Origin of the sequence: Aeromonas oralensis, assembly GCF_049665575.1 — a bacterium.
GTDB lineage: Bacteria > Pseudomonadota > Gammaproteobacteria > Enterobacterales > Aeromonadaceae > Aeromonas > Aeromonas hydrophila.
Genome location: NZ_CP187186.1, coordinates 1,689,681 through 1,708,314 on the forward strand (window position 1 = coordinate 1,689,681; position 18,634 = coordinate 1,708,314).

The following is an 18,634-nucleotide window of genomic DNA, read 5'->3' on the forward strand; positions in this document are numbered from 1 at the left end:
GACGGAGGGGGCTCAGGGGCAATCAGATAGCCAGGAAGCCCAGGATCAGGATGGGGCCGAGCAGGCTCAGGATAAAGCCGGAGACGATGGCCACCGGCACCACCTGGATGCCGCCGGATTTCTGGATGACCGGCAGGGTGAAGTCCAGCGCCGTGGCGCCGCCATAGCCGATGGCGGCGGAGGGGTGGCGGCGCATCAGCATCGGAATGATCAGGATGGCGATGAGCTCGCGCCCCAGATCGTTGATGAAGGCGGCGGAGCCGAGCACCGGGCCCAGCTTGTCGGCCACCAGGATGCCGGAGAGCGAATACCAGCCGAAGCTGGAGCTGAGGGCCAGGCCGTGGGTCAGCGGCATGCCGAGCAGCTGGGCGGCCAGCAGGCTGCCGAGCCAGCTGCTGAGGATGACGGTGGCGGCGATCTTCATGCCCCAGGGGTTGAGCAGGATCTGGCGCAGCCGCATGCCGGAGTTGCGCATCTGCACCCCGATGAGAAACAGCAGCAGCATCAGTGCCCACTCGCTCCATTTGTCGATGGGCAGGGCGCGCAGGTCGACCAGCAGCCCCAGCAAGACGCCGCCCAGCACCACGAAACAGAGCTGCAGTGACTCCCACAACAGGTGCAGCTTGCTCGGCATCGGGCCGTCGCTGGCCTCGTGGGTGGGAGGTGAGCGCCTGTCCAGCCACCAGAGGGCCAGCAGGTTACACAGGGTAATGGCGGCGAGCATCACCCCGGCCACCTTGAAGATCACCGCCAGATTGCTGCCCAGGTTCTCCACGTAGGCGAGCCCCAGCCCCATCAGGAACAAAATGAGATAGACCATCTTGCCCAGCGATTGATTGACCAGCTTGATCAAACGGGCAGAGGAGAGGGGGACCAGATAGCCGATTACCAGCGGCAGCAGGATCAGCAACACATTGAGCAACATCGGGGCCTCGATCACAAAAACTGACAAAAATGACACCTTATCATCACTTATTGGGCCTGTGTCACATATTTGTGTGTTTGCCTGCTCCATCCGGAGCTTTTTTATCAATATGTTATGTTTTTGGTGCGAAATGAGGCCCGCTGTTGGGGCGCCGGCCCATTCTGGTGCAGCCAGAACGGGGTCCGACAGGCCTATTTTTCAACAGGATGCGTGTACTGTATGGTTGAATAAAGTCAACCTGGGTGACTCGCGGAAAAAACGTAGGAATCTTCTTGCCAGCCCTGCGCTGTGGGTATAAAAAGGCGGTGTCGCCGGGCAGGGTGGATTAGCGTTTTATGCAGACAAAGTGCTGAAAAATACCTGTTTGACCAATAAAAATACAGACAAAACACCAAAGACCTCGGTTCTGTATTGTTTTTTAACTATCCGAGTGATATTTTCGCTGAAGGTTGCCATCGGTTAACTTTTTGTTAAATAAATGATGGCGTGAGTCACGCCCCAGCGGCGTCTAGGGACAGACAAGGTTGTAATGGATGAGCGACGTTGCCGCACTGGAAGTTCGTGATCTGCACAAGTATTTCGGCACCCACGAAGTGCTCAAGGGCATCGATATGACCGCCCACAAGGGGGATGTCATCTCCCTTATCGGCTCCTCCGGTTCGGGGAAGTCGACCTTTCTTCGTTGTATCAATTTGCTGGAAACACCCTCTTCCGGCACGGTTTCCCTCCATGGCGAACTTATTCGCATGAAAACCAACCGGGCCGGTGAACGGTTGCCGGAGGACGTGCGTCAGGTGGAGCGCATTCGCAGCCGCTTGGCCATGGTGTTTCAAAGCTTCAATCTCTGGTCCCACATGACCATCATGCAAAACATCATCGAGGTGCCGATCCAGGTGCTCAAGGTGCCCCGCGCCGAGGCGATGGCCAAGGCGGAACACCTGCTCAACCGGGTGGGACTGTGGGAGCGGCGCGACTACTACCCAGGTCACCTCTCCGGCGGCCAGCAGCAGCGGGCGGCCATTGCCCGGGCGCTGGCGGTGGAGCCCGAGGTGATGCTGTTTGACGAACCCACCTCGGCGCTTGACCCCGAGCTGGTGGGGGAAGTGCTCGGCCTGATGCGCGAGCTGGCCGAAGAGGGGCGCACCATGCTGGTGGTGACCCATGAGATGTCGTTTGCCCGCGATGTGTCGAACAAGGTAATGTTTTTGCATCAGGGCCGCGTGGAGGAGGAGGGCAATCCCAAGGAGATCTTCGCCCATCCCAAGTCCGAACGGTTCAAGCAATTCATCTCCTCCATCTATTGATGGCCGGGGCTGAACCCCAATAATCTGCAATTGCAACAGTCGATGACTTTATCAAGGAGAGATACATGAACAAGCTGATGCTGGCGACCGCCATAGTCACTGCCCTGTCTTCCGGCAGCCTGATGGCCAAGGAGTGGAAAGAGGTGCGGATCGGGGTGGAAGGTGCCTATCCCCCCTTCTCCTGGACCGAGCCGAGCGGCGAGGTGAAAGGTTTCGACATCGACATCGCCAACGCCCTGTGCGAGGAGATGAAGGTGAAGTGCACCCTGATCAAGCAGGACTGGGACGGCATCATTCCGGCGCTGCTGTCGCGCAAGTATGACGCCATCATCGCCACCATGGACATCACCGAAGAGCGCAAGAAGAAGGTGGACTTCACCCAGAAGTACCAGCACATTCCGGCCCGCTTCGCCGCCAAGAAGGGCACCGAGATCAAGCTCGACAAGGAGTTCATGAGTGGCAAGACGGTGGCCGTGCAGCGCGCCACCTCCATGGACACCTATATCACCGACAACTTCCCCAACGCCACCATCAAGCGTTATGGCACTGCAGACGAGGCCTATCTCGATCTGAAATCCGGCCGGGTTGACTACGTGATGGCCGATTCCGCCGCCATCAGCGACGGCCTGCTCAAGAAAGAGGGTGGCGATGGGTTCGAGTTCATCGGCCCGAAACTGACCGATCCCAAGTGGTTTGGCGAGGGTGCCGGCATCGCGGTGCGCAAGGCCGACAAGGATCTGAAAGAGAAATTCAACGCCGCCATCCTGGCGCTGCGTGCCAACGGCAAGTACAAGGCGATCAACGACAAGTACTTCGACTTCGACGTGTACGGCGAGTAACCCCGAAGGCGCGCTACCGCGGTAGCCGCCGGCGCAATTGCGGCGAATCATCACGACAGGTTGACCCTAGTCTGTAGTCATCGGGCCCGTTGTCTCTCGCCAGGGAGCGATGGGCCCGCTTAGTTGCAATGGAGCTGCATGTGTTTGGTTTGAAAGGATATTGGGTCGGAAGATTCCGCTCAATAAGTTGCAATGGAGCCGCATATGTTTGATTTGAAAGGATACGAAACCTCCCTGCTGGAGGGGGCCTGGGTCACCCTGGAAGTGGCGCTGGCCTCCCTGCTGCTGGCGCTGGTGCTTGGCATGCTGGGGGCGCTGGCCAAGCTCTCCCCTTATAAATGGGCCCGCGGTTTTGCCACCGCCTACACCACCGTCATTCGCGGCATCCCCGATCTGGTGCTGATGATGCTGCTGTTCTTCGGCGGCCAGGTGCTCATCAACAACCTCTGTACCTGGGTCAACGAGAGCTACAACAATTACCTGCTGGCGAGCAATCCCAACCAGGAGTGGGTCTCCCTGCTGCCCGATTACATCGACATCAGCCCGTTTGCGGCTGGGGTCGCCACCATCGGCTTCATCTTCGGCGCCTACATGACCGAGACCTTCCGCGGTGCCATTCTGGCGGTGGACAAGGGCGAGCTGGAAGCGGCCCGGGCCTTCGGCATGCGGGCAACCCAGGTGTTTGTGCGGATCCTGTTTCCCCAGATGATGCGCCACGCCCTGCCAGGGTTTGGCAACAACTGGCTGGTCTTGCTGAAAACCACGGCGCTGGTCTCCATCATCGGGCTCGATGACATGGTGCGCAAAGCGTCCCTGGCGGCGGGTTCGACTCAGCTGCCCTTCACCTTCTACATGGCGGTGGCCCTGATCTTCCTGATCTTCACTGCGGTCTCCACCTCGGCACTGAAATGGGCCGAGCGTCACTATGCGATAAAGACGAGGTAAGCCATGGATTTCTCAATCATTCTCACCGAATGGCCAACCTACTGGCAGGGCCTCTACACCACGGTGCTGCTGGTGGCGGCCTCCCTGATCCTCGGGCTGATGCTGGCGGTGCCGCTCGGTATTCTGCGCAACAGCCGCAACTGGCTGATCAAGGGGCCGATCTGGGCCTACATCTACTTCTTTCGCGGCACCCCGCTGCTGGTGCAGTTGTTCATCATCTACTACGGCGCCGCCCAGTGGGAGTGGCTGAAAAACAGCGTTGCCTGGGAGCTGTTCGCCGAAGCCTGGTTCTGCGCCCTGCTGGCGTTCACCCTGAACACCGGGGCCTACACCGCCGAGATCGTGCGTGGCGCCGTGCTCAACATGCCCAAGGGGCAGATTGAGGCGGCCAATGCCTTCGGCATGACCCGCTGGCAGACCCTGACCCGGATCATTTTGCCCAACTCGTTTCGTCGGGCACTGCCGGCCTACAGCAACGAGGTGATCTTCATGCTGCAGGGCTCGGCGGTGGCGGGCATCATCACCATCGTCGATCTGACCGGCGCCGCGCGGATCATCAACTCTCGCTACTACAGCCCGTTCGAGGCGTTCCTGACAGCCGGCCTGCTCTACATGCTGCTGACCTTCGTCATCGTCTGGCTGTTCAAGAAATGGGAAGCCCGCTGGCACGCCCACCTGCGCCCCCGCACCGTGTAAACGCCATAAAAAAAGCCCGCAATCGCGGGCTTTTTTGTCGCTGCGTGTTGCTCAGCGGCCTAGGTATTCCCGGTCGAAGAAGGTGTTGACCCAGTGGGGGCGGTAGATGGCGAGCAGGGTCATGGTCATGCCGTTGAGCAGCGCTTCGGGGAAGAGCAGCAGCGGCCAGATGGAAAGGTAGTCGGCGCTGATGGTGTACCAGGGGTAAGTGTCGCTAAGACCCATCAGGAGGGCGCTGGCCATCACCTTGACCGAGATGGAGAGGGCGCCGCCAAGAAAGGCCACCACGAACAGGTAGACGAACAGGTGGCGCGGCAGCCAGGCCCAGCTGGCCAGAAACAGCAGCCAGGTGGTGGCGACCGGCAAGGCCACGCCGATGAGGCCCTGCCAGCCGATCTCGGCCAGCGGGATGACGCCAAAATAGCTGAGCACCAGCAGGGTGAGGCAGGGGGCGAACAGGGCGAGACGCCAACCCAGCAGCAGGGTTAGGCTGGTGAGGCCGAGAAAGTGCACGTCCAGTCCTTCATGCAGGCCGGCCCGCAGGGTCCAGAGCGGTACCAGCACGATGGCGCCACCGAGGCAGAGATGCTGATAGAGCGAATGGTGGTAGAGGGTGCGCAGCAAAGCGCCGCGCAGGCTGAATATGAGCAGCAGTACCCAGAGCAGCAGGGCGGCGGCTTGTCCTTCACTCATGGCAGATCCTTGTCCGGTGACGGCATGCAGATGGGCGAAGCCCGATGTGAAAGGGGCCGGCGTGTTCCCGGCCAGCCCCTGAGCTATCAGTATTTGACGTTGTTGTGGTACTTGGCGAGGATGCCCTGGACGCGGTCCATGGTCTCCTTGCTGGGTGGCTTGATCCCGTTGAGATCATAGGTGTCGCCCAGTACGTCCCACTTGTGCTTGCCGAGTTCGTGGTAGGGCAGCAGTTCCACCTTCTCGACGCACTCTCCCAGTTCGGCGATGAACTGGCCGAGCCCCTCGGCGCTCTCGTCGTCGTCCGACCAGGTCGGTACCACCACGTAGCGGATCCACATGGTCTTGCCCTTGGCGGCCAGATAGCGGGCAAACTCCAGGGTGTACTTGTTGCTGACGTGGGTCAGCGGAATGTGCTTGTCGTCGTTGATCTGCTTGATGTCGAGCAGCACCAGATCGGTATTGTCGAGCACCTTGTCGAGCTGCTCGTCGTAGTGGCGCACGAAGCCGTTGGTGTCGAGGCAGGTGTGGATGCCCTTCTCCTTGCAGGCGGCGAACAGTTCGGCGATGAAATTTTGCTGCAACATGGCTTCGCCACCGGAGGCGGTGACGCCGCCGCCCGAGGCATTCATGAAGTGACGATAGCTGGTGATGTCGCTCATCAACTCCGGCACTGTCACCTCGCGGCCGCCCTGGGTGTCCCAGGTGTCGCGGTTGTGGCAGTACTTGCAGCGCATCAGGCAGCCCTGCATGAACACGATGAAGCGTATTCCGGGGCCATCGACGGTGCCGCAGGTTTCAACGGAATGGATCCGGCCAATGACCCCGGATGCATCGGCGGTCACACTGGTTTCAGCGGCGGTGGCGCTGACTTCGACAGCGGGGATCCGATTAATGACAGACATAGACGACTCCAATGATTCGAGCAGGCCGTTATTTTATTACATAAAGCCCTATAAATCCTACATGTTTAGCCCGGTACCGCGGCACCCAGAAGGCTCTCGAGGGCTTTGGCGGTGAGCGGCCGGCTGGTCAGGAAGCCTTGATAATGCTGGCATCCGAGGGATTTGAGGATGGCGAGCTGCTCTTCATCCTCCACCCCTTCGGCGGTGACGGTAAAACGAAAAACCTTGGCCAGTTCCAGGATCGCCTTGACGATGGCCTTGTCCTGTTCGCTGTGTACCAGGGTCTGAATGAAGCTTCTGTCAAGCTTCACCTCGTCCGCCGGCAGGTCGCGCAGGTAGGCGAGCGACGAGTAGCCGGTGCCGAAATCATCGATGGAGAGCAGGATGCCGAGCTCCTTGAGCTGGCGCATTCTGGCGATGCTTTCCAGCCGGTTCTCCAGCACCACGGATTCGGTCACCTCCAGCAGCAGGCGGGAAGGAGGCACCCCGGTATCGCGCAGTATGTATTCCACCTGCTGCACGAAGCCGACGGTGTGGAACTGGCGGGCACTGACGTTGACCGACAGGTGGGGAATGGCCAGCCCGCGATTGAGCCAGAAGCTGTACTGGGCGCAGGCGGTCTTCATCACCCAGTAGCCGATGTCCTGGATGAGGCTAGTCTCCTCGGCGATGGGGATGAACTCCGCCGGTGGCACCATGCTGCCATCGCTGCGTTGCCAGCGCAGCAGCGCCTCGATGCCGGACAGCGCACCATTGTCGACCCGGTATTGCGGCTGATAGTGCAACTGCAGCTCGTGGTGGCGCAGGGCGTCGCGCAGCTGGTTGTTGAGCGCCAGCTTGCTCTTCTCTTTTTCGGCCATCGCTTCGCTGAAGAACACATAATTGCCCTGGCCGGATCGCTTGGCCATGTGGGTGGCGGTGTCGGCCTGCTGCATCAGCACCAGGTGATCCTTGTCCTCGCTGGAGAAGAGGCTGATCCCCACCGAGGCGCTGCAGTGCAGCTTGTGATCCTCGATATCGAACGGAATGCGAAACAGCCCCATCAGCTCGCGGGCGAAGTGTTCGGCCAGGATCTTGGCGGTGACATAGCCCTGGCCCAGGGCGCTGAACAGCAGGGCGAATTCGTCCCCCGAGATACGGGCCAGCACCAGGTTGTCCTGCGGCAGCCCCTTGAGCCGCTCCACCACCGCCTGCAACAGCAGATCGCCGCAGGCATGGCCGAGGGAGTCGTTGATCGACTTGAAGTTGTCCAGATCCACCAGCAGCAGGGCGCCCCACTGGCCGCTGGCCTCCTGCAGAGTGCGCTGCATGATGTCGTTGAGGCTGCGGCGGTTGTAGAGGCCGCACAGATCGTCGTAGTAAGCGAGCTGCTCGATGTGGCGTGCCGCCTCCTTCTCCTTGCTGATGTCGTAGAAGCTGCAGACGTAGTGGCTGATCTCGCCGTGCTCGTCCTGCACGCCGCTTACCATCAAGCGCACCGGGAACAGGTGGCCATCCTTGTGCAGGCAGCGCTCTTCCCCCATCCAGAACTCCTGGGCCGCCACCGCCTCGCGTACATCCTGCGCCAGGTGATCGCCATAGTAGGTGGGCCTGAGCCGGACGATATGCTGGCCGATCATCTCATCGTCGGCAAAATCGGTAATGCGGACAAAGGAGCGGTTGACCTTGAGGATGATCCCTTTGTGATCCATCACCAGCAGGCCGTCGTGGGTGTTGAAGGCCACCTCGGCCAGCCGCAGTGCATCGTCGGCGGCCAATCGTTGCAACTCGACGGCGGCCCGCTCGTGCTGGCTGCTGAGGGCGTCGAGCAGTGGCATGGGGTCGGCCAGCGGTGTGTCGAGCAACAGGGTGAGCTGGCCGATGGGGGCGCCGTGCTGGCCGTGCAGCGGAATGCCGACATAGACGGGGGCATTGAGTGCCAGCAGCTGGCTGGCCTGGGGATAGCGCAGGGGCAGGTCTTCCACATAGACCGCCTGGCCGTGCTGGAACAGCTCCTGGCCGGGGCCCGGGTCCATCTGGATGGGTTTGAGTACCGAGAAGGTCTCCCCCTCCAGCACGCAGCGCGGGATCATCCAGAGATCCTGGCCACGGGGCTGGTACTCGCCAATCCAGCCGATGCGCGCACCGCTGACGCTCATGCCCCAGCGCACCAGCGCGCGGCAATAGGCGATGCCGGTCAGCAGGGCGAGCTCGGCCGGCAGGGCCAGCACAGGGTTGTGCACAGGTTCAGGGAGCGGTTGCCAGTGGCCGAGCAACTGGGCACTGTGCCGCACCAGTTGCAGCATCTCCTCGCTGAGCGGGGTGGCGTTGAGGTATTCGAGGCTCAGCACGCCGATGAGTTTTTCCTGCTCCAGCAATGCGCCGTCGAGGCGCGAGCTCACCCCCGCATTGGCCAGGTAGTAGTGCTGGCTCAGCATGGGCTGGTGCGCCGCCTCCGAAAAGCTCAGGGATTTGCGGGTGCGCAGGGCGCGGATGTAGCGGCTGTCGCCGCGAATGGCGGCCACTTCGTCGGCACCGAGAGTGAAGACCGGGGTCAGCTGTTCGCTGCCGAGGGGACCGTTGGCCTGATAGTGCCAGAGAATGAGGCGATCGGCCCCCAGGCTCTCCTTGAGGGTCTCCAGCATGGCGGCAAACTGCTGCTGGCTCGCCATCTGGCTCAGGCGCGGCAGGTGCAGCGCCAGATCGGCCACCGGCTCCTGGCGCAGGGTCTGCAGGCAGATGAGCCAGAAGGCATCTTGTTCGTGGGAGAGGGCGACGTGCCATTGCTGGCCGGCAAAGCGCAGCACCAGCTTGCCGCCATGGCCGCTGGTGAGCGCCTGCTCGATGGGCAGGCGCAGCGCATCCGGCAACTGAGCCGGCCAGGGGCCTCTGGGCTCATCGAGCCAGTAGAGCGGGGTTTGCATCACATCGGTCAGGGCGACCAGCCGCTGGCTGCGCACGTCCAGACGAAAGAACAGCGGTGTCTGGCTGGCAGAAGAAAGGTGACTGAGCGCGGTTGACGACATGAACTGATAACATCCTGTTGAACGACTGTCGGGTGGCAAGAATACTGCAAAATCGGTACAAACAAAATTTCATTGAATTCTAAATTAGAAATCGCTAATTTAATGACAATCTGTCGTTTACTGGAGTCTTGCTGATGAAACGGATCCTGATTGTAGGCGGTGTGGCTGGTGGTGCCTCTGCGGCGGCCAGAGCACGCCGTCTGAGCGAAGAAGCGGAAATTGTGGTGTTCGAGCGGGGCGAGTTCGTCAGCTTCGCCAACTGTGGGCTGCCATATCACATCGGGGGCGACATCCCCAACCGGGATGCACTGCTGTTGCAGACCCCCCAGAGCTTCAAACGCCGCTTCAACGTGGATGTGCGGGTCTTTCACGACGTCATCGAGATAGACAAGGCCGGCAAGAGCCTGCTGGTGCGCAACTTGCTGACCGGCGAAGAGCGCCGTGAAGCCTATGACGTGCTGCTGCTGAGCCCGGGGGCGGCCCCCATCCGGCCTCCGTTCCCTGGCATCGACAGCCCGGGTGTGCGCACCTTGCGCAATATTCCCGACATGGATCGCATTCTGGCGGCGCTGGCGCACGATCAGCCGCGCCACGTCACCGTGGTGGGAGGCGGTTTCATCGGGCTGGAGATGATGGAGGCGTTGCACCAGCGCAAGCTGGACGTCACCTTGCTGGAGCTCTCCGATCAGGTGATGGCGCCGGTGGATAAAGAGATGGCCAACATGCTCCATGCCCGTATCCGGGAGGAGGGCATCGATCTGCGCCTGCGCACCGGCCTCTCGGCCATCGAGAGCTTGGATGTGCTGGCGGAAAAAACCGCTGCCGTGGCCACAGAACAAAGGGGTGGATTACGCCTGACCTTGAGTGATGGCACCCGGCTCGATACCGGGCTGCTGATCCTCGCCATCGGCGTCAAGCCCGAGACGCTGCTCGCCGCCAAGGCGGGGCTGGAGCTGGGGCCGCGCGGCGGCATCAAGGTGGACGCCGGCATGCGAACCTCGGATCCCTTCATCTATGCGGTGGGGGATGCGGTGGAGGAGATCGACTTCGTCACCGGCGAGTCTGTGCTAATCCCGCTGGCGGGCCCCGCCAACCGGCAGGGGCGCATCGCCGCCGACAACATGCTGGGTCGAGCCGAAACCTACAAGAAAACGCAAGGGACCGCCATCTGCAAGCTGTTCGATCTGGCGGTAGCCAGCACCGGCCTCAATGAGAAGCGGCTGCTGCAGCTGGGGCTGCCGTTCGAGAAGGCCTATGTCCACCCGGGCAGCCACGCCGGTTACTACCCCGGTGCCCACCCGGTCAGCCTCAAGCTGCTGTTTGCCCCCGATGGCAAGATTTACGGCGCCCAGGCCATCGGCAAGGACGGGGTCGACAAGCGCATCGACGTGCTGGCGGTGGCCCAGCGCGCCGGTCTCACCGTGTTTGATCTGCAGGATCTGGAGCTCACCTATGCACCGCCCTTCGGCTCGGCCAAGGACGTGATCAACATGGCCGGCTTCGTGGCCAGCAACCACTTGAAGGGGGATACCCTGCTCTGCCACGCAGCCGAGGTAGCGGCCCGTCACCCCCATCAGAAGGTGCTGGACGTGCGCAATGGTCCCGAACTCGACAAGCTGGGTCGCATCCCGGGCGCCTTGCACATCCCCCTCGATGAGCTGCGCGGCCGCCTCCATGAGCTGCCCAGGGATAAAGAGCTGCTCATCAGCTGCCAGGTGGGTTTGCGCGGTCACGTGGCCTGTCGCCTGTTGAGCCAGCACGGCTTCAAGGTCAAGAACCTCTCCGGCGGCTTCAAGACCTGGCAGATGGCGGTGATGGAGTAACCCGCCACAGCCGCAAGAGAGCGCTGACCCCAGGGTCGGCGCTGTTGCATCTGGCGGAGGCTGCTGGCGTTTTAAATGCAATGAGTTTTGTGTCAAGCGAGCCTGATCCCTTATCCTGTTGGCTATTGCGCTGCACTGGCAGCGAGCCAATCAGGGATGACATTTTATGCGCCGCGTCGACTCTCACCCTCGCCTCTCTTGTTCCTCACCGCAACAGATGACCGCCCCCGGGCGCCGCTGGTCGGCCCTGCTGCTGTCCGGGTTGGCCGGTTTGCTGCTGGCCGGTTGCGGCCCCGACAAACCTGTCGCCAGTGGGCAGAACACAGAATCCACAGCCCGGCAGGAGGCCGGGGCGCCAACTTCTGTAGTGCAGGCCAATGCCCGTCAATATCGGGATGCCCCGGCGCTGGCGCTGGTCTTCTCCGGCCCCCTGGCGCCCAAGGCAAACTGGCAGAGTTGGCTCGGGGTCAGTGAAGGGGGCAAGCAGGTGCAGGGGGAGTGGATCCTGGCCGACGATGGTCGCACCCTCTATTTCCCGAACGTGCAGCCCGACAAAAGCTATGAGGTGAGCCTCAAGGCGGGGCTGGGCCCATCCCCCCAGAGCTGGACCCTCAAGACCCGGCCGCTGGAGGCGGGAGCCTCTTTTACCGCCAGTGGCATGGTATTGCCGCTGCGCGACGAGCTGCGCCTGCCCATCAGCGCGGTCAACGTGGATGAGGTCAATATCGACTTCTTCCGGGTCGATGCGGAATACCTACCCCGCTTCCTGGCCGAGTATCGCCCCGGTGCCGGCATGGGCAACTGGGAGCTTGAGCAGATCACCAAGCGGGCCAAGCGGGTGTTCAGCGGCCGTTACGCGCTGGAGCTTGATGCCAACCGGCGCGAGACCCGCCTCATCAATGTGAAGGAGCCGCAGCTGGCGGAGGCCGGCGTCTACTTTGCGGTGATGTCGCCCCTTGGCAACTACGACTGGCGCAAGGAGACCACCTATTTTGCGGTGAGCGACATGGGGCTCAGTGCCCGCCGCTACCGCGATCAGCTGGAGGTGTTCGTGAGCTCCCTGGCCAGCGCCGACCCGCTCAAGGATGTGCAGCTCTCCCTGCTCGACGAGAAGGGCAACCGGCTGCAGATGCAAACCACTGATCCGCAGGGCCATCGTCGCTTCGATCAAGTGCAGGGTGCTCGCTTGTTGCTGGCCGAACAGGGCAACCATCTGGCGGTGCTGCGCCTCGATGGGGCTGCGCTCGATCTCTCCACCTTCGATCTCGGCACCCAGCCCTGGCAGGCCCAGCAGCTTTATCTCTTTAGCGGGCGCGATCTCTATCGCCCCGGCGAGCGGCTCGACAGCGAGATCCTGCTCAAGGGGCAGGATGGCCAGCTGCTGCCGGGCATGGCGGTGGAGCTGGAGGTGAAGCAGCCGGACGGCCAACTGCTCGAACAGAAACGGCTGTTGCCGGACAATTTGGGCGCCGCCCATTACGGCTTGCGTCTGCCGGACGATGCGCCGCTCGGGCGCTGGACCATCAACCTCAAGACTGCCGCTGGTAGCCGCTTCGAGTGGCCTTTTCTGGTGGAGGAATTTTTGCCGGAACGGTTGAAACTGCAGCTTGGCAAGGGGCCGGATGGGGAAGTGACGAGTCTGGACGCCGCCCTCAGCCTGCAACTGCAGGGGGACTATCTCTACGGCGCGCCGGCCAGTGCCACCAAGGCCAAGGCGGAGGTGAAGTTAAGCCGCGCCACCATGCCTTTTACCCAGTGGCAGGAGTTCACTCTGGGTGACGTGCTGCTTGCCGAGCAGGGCAAGGATCTCGAGCCTCTCAATCTCACCCTCGATGCGCAGGGGCAGGGGACTTTTTCGCTTGCTGATGAACTCGATGGGGTGCGCGCCCTCGGGCCGCTGGAGGTGGCCTATCGGGTGTCGCTCGCCGAGCCCGGTGGCCGCGCCGTCAATCGCAGCCGCACTCAGTATGGCTGGCCCGCGGGCAGCCAGTGGCCGGCGCTCAAGGCCGATTTTGTGGCTGATCGGGTAGAGGGGGGCAAGCCGCTCCCCTTCCAGATCCTCAACCTCGATGAGCAAGGCCAGCCGGTGGCGGGGGCGGTGAAGGTGCGCCTCATCAACGAATACCGCGACTACTACTGGCACTACGCCGATGGCGAGGGGTGGAAGTACGAGTTCAACAGTCAGCCCTATCTGGAGCAGGAGCAGGCCCTGCAGCTGGATGGCAAGGGGCCGACCCCGCTCACGCTGCAACTGGCGGCGGGCTGGTATCGGTTGGAGGTTGAGAACAGTCAGGGCCATCAATCCAGCCTGCGGGTGGAGATAGGCAGTTACGCCTGGGGCGGTGGTGGCGAGCAGGCACGGCCTGACAAGATTGCCATCACTCTCGACAAACGCGCCTATCAGGCGGGCGACAAGGCCAAAGTGACGCTGGTAGCCCCGCGCCCCGGCAAGGGCTTGCTGCTGGTGGAAGATGGCGACGGCCTGCGCTGGTGGCAGCGTATCGAGCTCAAGGGGGCCGGTGGCGATGCCAAGGATGCCCGCGGCGAGTTCGAGATCCCGGTCAGTCCCGAGTGGCAGCGCCACGATCTGCATATCTCGGCCCAGATCGCCGCGCCAGACAGCGCCTCCAAACCGGTCAGCAGCCAGCAGGGACAGAGCCTGCGCTCGGTCGGGCTGGTGCCGCTCACCCTGGATCGGGAAGCGCGCCGTCTGCCACTCACCCTGAGCGCGCCTGATAAAGCGGTGCCGCTCACCCGGCTGGAAGTGACCGCCACTTCCACCCCCAACAGTCAGGGACGGGTGGTGCTGGCGGCGGTGGATCGGGGCGTGCTCAATATCAGCGACTACCAGCCCCTCGACCCGTTCGAGATCTTCTTTGGTCGCAAGCGCTTCGCTCAAGATTTGTTCGACAACTACGGCCAGGTGATCCCGCCGCAAGATGGCAAGCTGGCCCGCCTCAACTACGGCGGCGATCGGGCGCCGCTGAAAAAGGGCGGCGCGCTTGAGAGCCGGGTCGAGATCGCCGCGCTGTGGAGTGGCGAGGTGAGTTTTGATGAGAGCGGCAAGGCGGTGATCCCGCTCGATCTGCCCAACTTCAACGGCGAGCTGGCACTGATGGCGCTGGCCTGGAACGAACAGCAAGTCGGGGAGGCCGAGCGCGCCGTCAAGGTGGTGGCGCCCTTGGTGGCCGAAATTGGCTGGCCGCGCTTTGGCGCCAGAGGCGATGAGACCCGGGCGCTGGTGCAGCTGCGCAACATGAGCGGCGAGGATCAGACCCTCTCCCTTGCCTGGACCCTCAACGGCGGGCTCAAGGCAAATGGCGAGCTGCCCGGCACCCTTTCCCTTAAAAACGGCGAGGAGCAGTGGCTGACCCTGCCGCTCACCGTGACCGGGGCGAGCGGTGTGGCGAGCCTGCAGTTGGCGGCCAGCGGCAAGGATTTTGCCATCAGCCGCGACTGGTATCTGCCGCTGCGCTCCCCCTGGCCGGCCGAGACTCGCCAGCGCTATCAGATGCTGTCCCCCGGCCAGCAGATGAGCTTTGCGCCAGCTGAGCTGGCCGGGCTGGATCGCGCCAACCTGCAGGGGCTGCTCAGCCTCTCCGGCACTCCCCTCTGGGATCCGGCAGCCCAGTGGCAGGCGCTGGCCGATTACCCCTACGCCTGTCTGGAGCAGACCCTGTCCCGTGCCTGGCCTTACTTGCTGACCACGGCGGATGAGCGGGTCGCCTGGAGCAAACCCGCAGAGGGCAAGAAAGCGGCGAGCGAGGCGGATGTGCAACGCGCCCTGCTGCAACGGCTGCAGCGGTTGCAACTGCCAAGCGGCGGCTTTGGCCTCTGGGATGGCCGCTCCGACGAGGAGCAGTGGCTCACCGCCTACGCCGCCGATTACCTGCTGGCGCGCAAGGAGGCGGGCGACGCAGTGCCGGAGGCGATGCTCAATCAGGCGCTGAACCGGCTGCAGAGCTATCTCACCGACAGTCAGTATGGTGAGCGCTGGAGCAGTGCCCCCGAGCACAGCCGGCTGGCCTATCAGGCCTACAGCGCCTATGTGCTGGCCCGGGTGGGCAAGGCACCGCTCGCTACCCTGCGCCTTGTCTGGGAGCAGCAGGCCGATCACGCACGCTCAGGTTTGCCGCTCTTGCACCTCTCGCTGGCGCTCTCGGCCATGGGGGATGAGCAGAATGCAGCCAAAGCCCTCAGCCGGGCATTGGCGAGCGAGCGCGGGGACGACTATCTCGGGGATTATGGCTCACCGCTGCGTGACCAAGCCCTTGAGCTCTCCCTGCTGCGCCAGCACAAGCTGGCGATGGATCGCTGGCCAGCCCTCAGCGCCAAGGTGGCCGATACCCTGGCTCACCGTCAGTGGCTCAGCACTCAGGAGCGGCTCGCCCTGCTGCGACTCGCCCGCTTCGATCCGGCCGCCGACTGGCAGGCCAAGGTAACTTCCTCTCTTGGCAGTGGATCCCTGAGCGGTTCGGCTCCGCTGCAGCAGGGCGCCCCCGAGGCGCTGGCGGCGAGCACCGTCACCAACGAGGGCAAGGGATCCCTCTATGTGCAGCGCACTCTGGTCGGTTACCCCGAACAGGCACCGGCACGGATCAGCAAGGGGATGAGTGTGACCCGCAGCTGGTTCAACAGCGACGGTCAGCCGTTTGATCCCGCCAAGGTGAAGGTCGGCGATCTGGTGGTGGTGCGGCTCAACGTCAGCAGCGAATCGGCGGTGCCCGATGCCCTGCTGGTGGAGATGGTGCCCGCCGGCTTCGAGCTGGAGAACCCGGCCCTTGGCAACAGCATCAAGCTCGAAGAGCTCTCCATCGAGGGGAAACCGGCGTGGCAGAGCGAGTGGAACGACTATCTCAAGCATCAGGAGTTTCGCGACGACCGCTATACGGCAGCGCTGGATCTGAGTGAGGGGAGCAACCAGCAACTGGTCTACCTGATGCGGGCGGTGACGCCGGGTCGCTATCAGGTGCCGCCGACCCAGGTGGAGGATATGTACCGACCCGAGCTGCGTGCCGTGGGTGAGGATATCCATGAGGTGATCATCTCTGAGTAACATTCCCTCCCTTGAGCGGGTTCGCCCGCTCACTTTCTGGCAGCGTGGCTGGCTGAGCCTGGGGCGCACTGGCCGCGCTGGCTGGCACTGGCTTGGTGGCCTGCAACGCTGGCTGCGCTTTTCGGTGCTGGGCGTTGTAGCACTGCTCCTGTCATTGCTGGCGCTGGATCGATTGTTCCCGCCGCCGCCACTCGACCCTGCCTACGCACGGGTGGTGCTCGACATGAAGGGGCGGCCGCTGCGCGCCTTTGCCGATACCAGCGGCGTGTGGCGCTACCCCGTGACCCTGGAGCAGGTCTCCCCCCGCTATATCGAGGCGCTGCTGGGCTACGAGGATCGCTACTTCTGGCGTCATCCCGGGGTCAATCCGGTGGCCATGGTGCGCGGCATCGGTCAGTGGCTGCGCTATGGGCGCGCCGTGTCGGGGGGCTCGACCCTCACCATGCAGGTGGCCCGTCTTATCGAGCCCTACCACAGGAGCGTGCCCGGCAAGCTGCGCCAGATGGCGCGCGCACTGCAGCTGGAGTGGCACTACGACAAGCGCACCCTGCTCACTGTCTATCTGAACCGGGCGCCCTTTGGCGGCAATCTGGAGGGGGTGCAGGCGGCAAGTTTTGCCTATCTCGGCAAGAGCGCCGCCAAGCTGACCTATGCCGAGGCGGCGCTGTTGGCGGTGCTGCCGCAGGCTCCCAGCCGCAACCGACCGGACCGGCATCCCGAGCGGGCCCGCACCGCCCGTGACAAGGTGATGCAGCGGCTGGTAGCGCAAGGTGTCTGGCCCGAACAGGTGTGGCTGGAGGGGCGCATCGAGCCGGTGCTGGCCCGCGGCCACTTTACGCCGATGGAGGCGCCGCTCTTTGCCCGTCTCGCCGCCGACAATCAGGCCGGAGCGCTGGTGCACACCACCATAGACGGCGATCTGCAGCGCTGGCTGGAGGGGCGGGTGGCAAGCTATATCCGGCGCTTCCCCGAGCAAACCTCAGCGGCGTTGCTCCTGGTCGACAACAAAACCATGGCGGTGCGCGCCTATGTGGGAAGTGCCGAGTATGGCAATTTGCGCCGCCACGGTTATCTGGACATGGTGCAGGCGATCCGCTCTCCCGGCTCCACCCTCAAGCCCTTCATCTACGGTCTGGCCATGGACGAAGGGTTGGTGCACTCGGCCTCCCTGCTCTCCGATGCGCCAAGGCTGGGCTCGGACTATCGCCCCGCCAATTTTTCCGGCGCCTTTCAGGGGCCGGTAACCCTCGCCCAGGCGCTGCAGCAATCCCTCAACGTGCCGGCGGTGCAGGTGCTGGAGGCGCTGGGGCCCGACAAACTGGTCAGCCGTCTCGACAACGCCGGGGTGAGGCTGGCCCTTTCCGACAAGCCCAATCCGGCCATAGCGCTGGGTGCGGCGGGAATTCGGCTCGAGCAACTGGTTGCCCTCTACAGCGCACTGACCCGGCAGGGGCAGGTGGCGATGCCGGTTTGGCTGGCGGGGCAGCAGGCGGTGTCGCGCCCCTTGCTGAGTCCGGGAGCGGCCTGGATCATCTGGCAAATATTGAGCGCGCAGGGACGGGCGGACCAACCCTTTGCCAGCGAGGCGACCGGCCGGGTCAATCGACTGGCCTGGAAGACCGGCACCAGCTATGGCTACCGCGACAGCTGGGCGATGGGGGTCTCCGGCCGCTGGACCATCGGCGTCTGGCTTGGGCGCCCCGACGGCACCCCCATGCCCGGTTTTTACGGCCAGAGCGCGGCGGTGCCGCTGCTGCTTTCGGTCTACTCGCGGCTTGCTGACAACAGCCCCCTGCCGGCACAACCCAATACGGTGAGCGAAGCCGAGATCTGCTGGCCGCTGGGGCGCAAAATGAGCTCGACCTTGCCAGAGGCCTGTTTGCAGCGTCAGAGCGCCTGGTTGCTGGAAGGGCGCGATCCTCCCACCTTGCCGGACCCCATGGATTGGCCCTCGCCGCTGCGTCAAGTTGCATTGACCGCCGCGGGCAAGCCGACTCTGGCCCGCTGCCAAGATGCGGCGCAATCCGGCTTTCGGGCCCTCTGGCCATTGTCGCTGGAGCCGTGGCGAACACCCGGCGAGCGGCGGCAGGCGCTGCTGGCCAGCGGCTGCGCGGGGGAGGGGCAGAGCGCCGAGCTGCAGGCTCCCATTCGCATCGTGGCGCTGGGGGAGGGCAGCCTTATCCGCAGCCAGCGTTACCGGCTGCAGCCCAAGGTGCTCGGCGGTGTCGGCAAGCCAGCCTGGTTTCTCAACGGCCAGCGGCTGCGCAGGGATGGGGATCAGGTGCTGAGTGTGGCGGGGCGCTATCAGCTGGTGGTGGTGGATGAAGCAGGCAACAGCGATCGCATCGAGTTTCGCTTGGAAAATCCCTCCTGAGGGGAGGCGCCTCTCTTTGGGGTGTCAGAATATTGACGACATCGGGGGATGGCTCCGATGCCGTCAGCA

General features: G+C 63.3%; 11 protein-coding genes. 7 read left to right on the forward strand and 4 right to left on the reverse strand.

Translation table 11 applies throughout. The annotated features are described in order from the left end of the window. Positions 1-22 precede the first annotated feature (22 nt). Positions 23-925, reverse strand: coding sequence for a lysine exporter LysO family protein (locus tag ACPDZI_RS08110; protein WP_202010643.1), 903 nt, complete (start codon positions 923-925; stop codon positions 23-25). Positions 926-1,458: 533 nt separating this feature from the next. Between ACPDZI_RS08110 and ACPDZI_RS08115 the strand changes: the two genes are divergently transcribed. From ACPDZI_RS08115 to ACPDZI_RS08130, 4 genes are all read left to right on the forward strand, one after another. Beyond that, positions 1,459-2,229, forward strand: coding sequence for an ABC transporter ATP-binding protein (locus ACPDZI_RS08115; protein WP_011705574.1), 771 nt, complete (start codon positions 1,459-1,461; stop codon positions 2,227-2,229). A 65-nt stretch (positions 2,230-2,294) separates the two neighbouring features. After that, a complete protein-coding gene (locus tag ACPDZI_RS08120) occupies positions 2,295-3,068 on the forward strand; it encodes an ABC transporter substrate-binding protein (RefSeq protein ID WP_029301292.1) in 774 nt (257 codons plus the stop codon). Between the two features lie 204 nt (positions 3,069-3,272). Then, the gene (locus tag ACPDZI_RS08125; protein WP_011705576.1) at positions 3,273-4,013 is read left to right on the forward strand and encodes an ABC transporter permease; all 741 of its coding nucleotides are present in this window, start codon (positions 3,273-3,275) and stop codon (positions 4,011-4,013) included. 3 nt (positions 4,014-4,016) lie between these two features. Further along, positions 4,017-4,709: an ABC transporter permease gene (locus tag ACPDZI_RS08130; RefSeq protein WP_076359785.1), complete on the forward strand. Its 693-nt coding sequence runs from the start codon at positions 4,017-4,019 to the stop codon at positions 4,707-4,709. A 51-nt stretch (positions 4,710-4,760) separates the two neighbouring features. On the opposite strand, the gene ACPDZI_RS08135 is transcribed toward ACPDZI_RS08130, so the two are convergent. The 3 genes from ACPDZI_RS08135 to ACPDZI_RS08145 all read right to left on the reverse strand — a co-directional run bounded on the left by ACPDZI_RS08135 (position 4,761) and on the right by ACPDZI_RS08145 (position 9,312). Then, positions 4,761-5,402, reverse strand: coding sequence for an energy-coupling factor ABC transporter permease (locus tag ACPDZI_RS08135; protein WP_438834321.1), 642 nt, complete (start codon positions 5,400-5,402; stop codon positions 4,761-4,763). An 86-nt stretch (positions 5,403-5,488) separates the two neighbouring features. Beyond that, a complete protein-coding gene (gene pflA, locus ACPDZI_RS08140) occupies positions 5,489-6,307 on the reverse strand; it encodes a pyruvate formate lyase 1-activating protein (RefSeq protein WP_011705579.1) in 819 nt (272 codons plus the stop codon). 65 nt (positions 6,308-6,372) lie between these two features. Beyond that, a complete protein-coding gene (locus ACPDZI_RS08145; RefSeq protein WP_438834322.1) occupies positions 6,373-9,312 on the reverse strand; it encodes a sensor domain-containing phosphodiesterase in 2,940 nt (979 codons plus the stop codon). A 134-nt stretch (positions 9,313-9,446) separates the two neighbouring features. Between ACPDZI_RS08145 and ACPDZI_RS08150 the strand changes: the two genes are divergently transcribed. From ACPDZI_RS08150 to pbpC, 3 genes are all read left to right on the forward strand, one after another. Further along, entirely contained in the window at positions 9,447-11,135 is a 1,689-nt protein-coding gene (locus ACPDZI_RS08150; protein ID WP_438834323.1) for an FAD-dependent oxidoreductase, read from the forward strand. 166 nt (positions 11,136-11,301) lie between these two features. After that, positions 11,302-16,191, forward strand: coding sequence for an alpha-2-macroglobulin family protein (locus tag ACPDZI_RS08155; protein ID WP_438834324.1), 4,890 nt, complete (start codon positions 11,302-11,304; stop codon positions 16,189-16,191). A 1-nt stretch (position 16,192) separates the two neighbouring features. Further along, on the forward strand, positions 16,193-18,565 hold the full coding sequence (pbpC, locus tag ACPDZI_RS08160) for a penicillin-binding protein 1C (protein WP_438834557.1): 2,373 nt from the start codon (positions 16,193-16,195) through the stop codon (positions 18,563-18,565). The last annotated feature ends 69 nt before the right edge of the window (positions 18,566-18,634 follow it).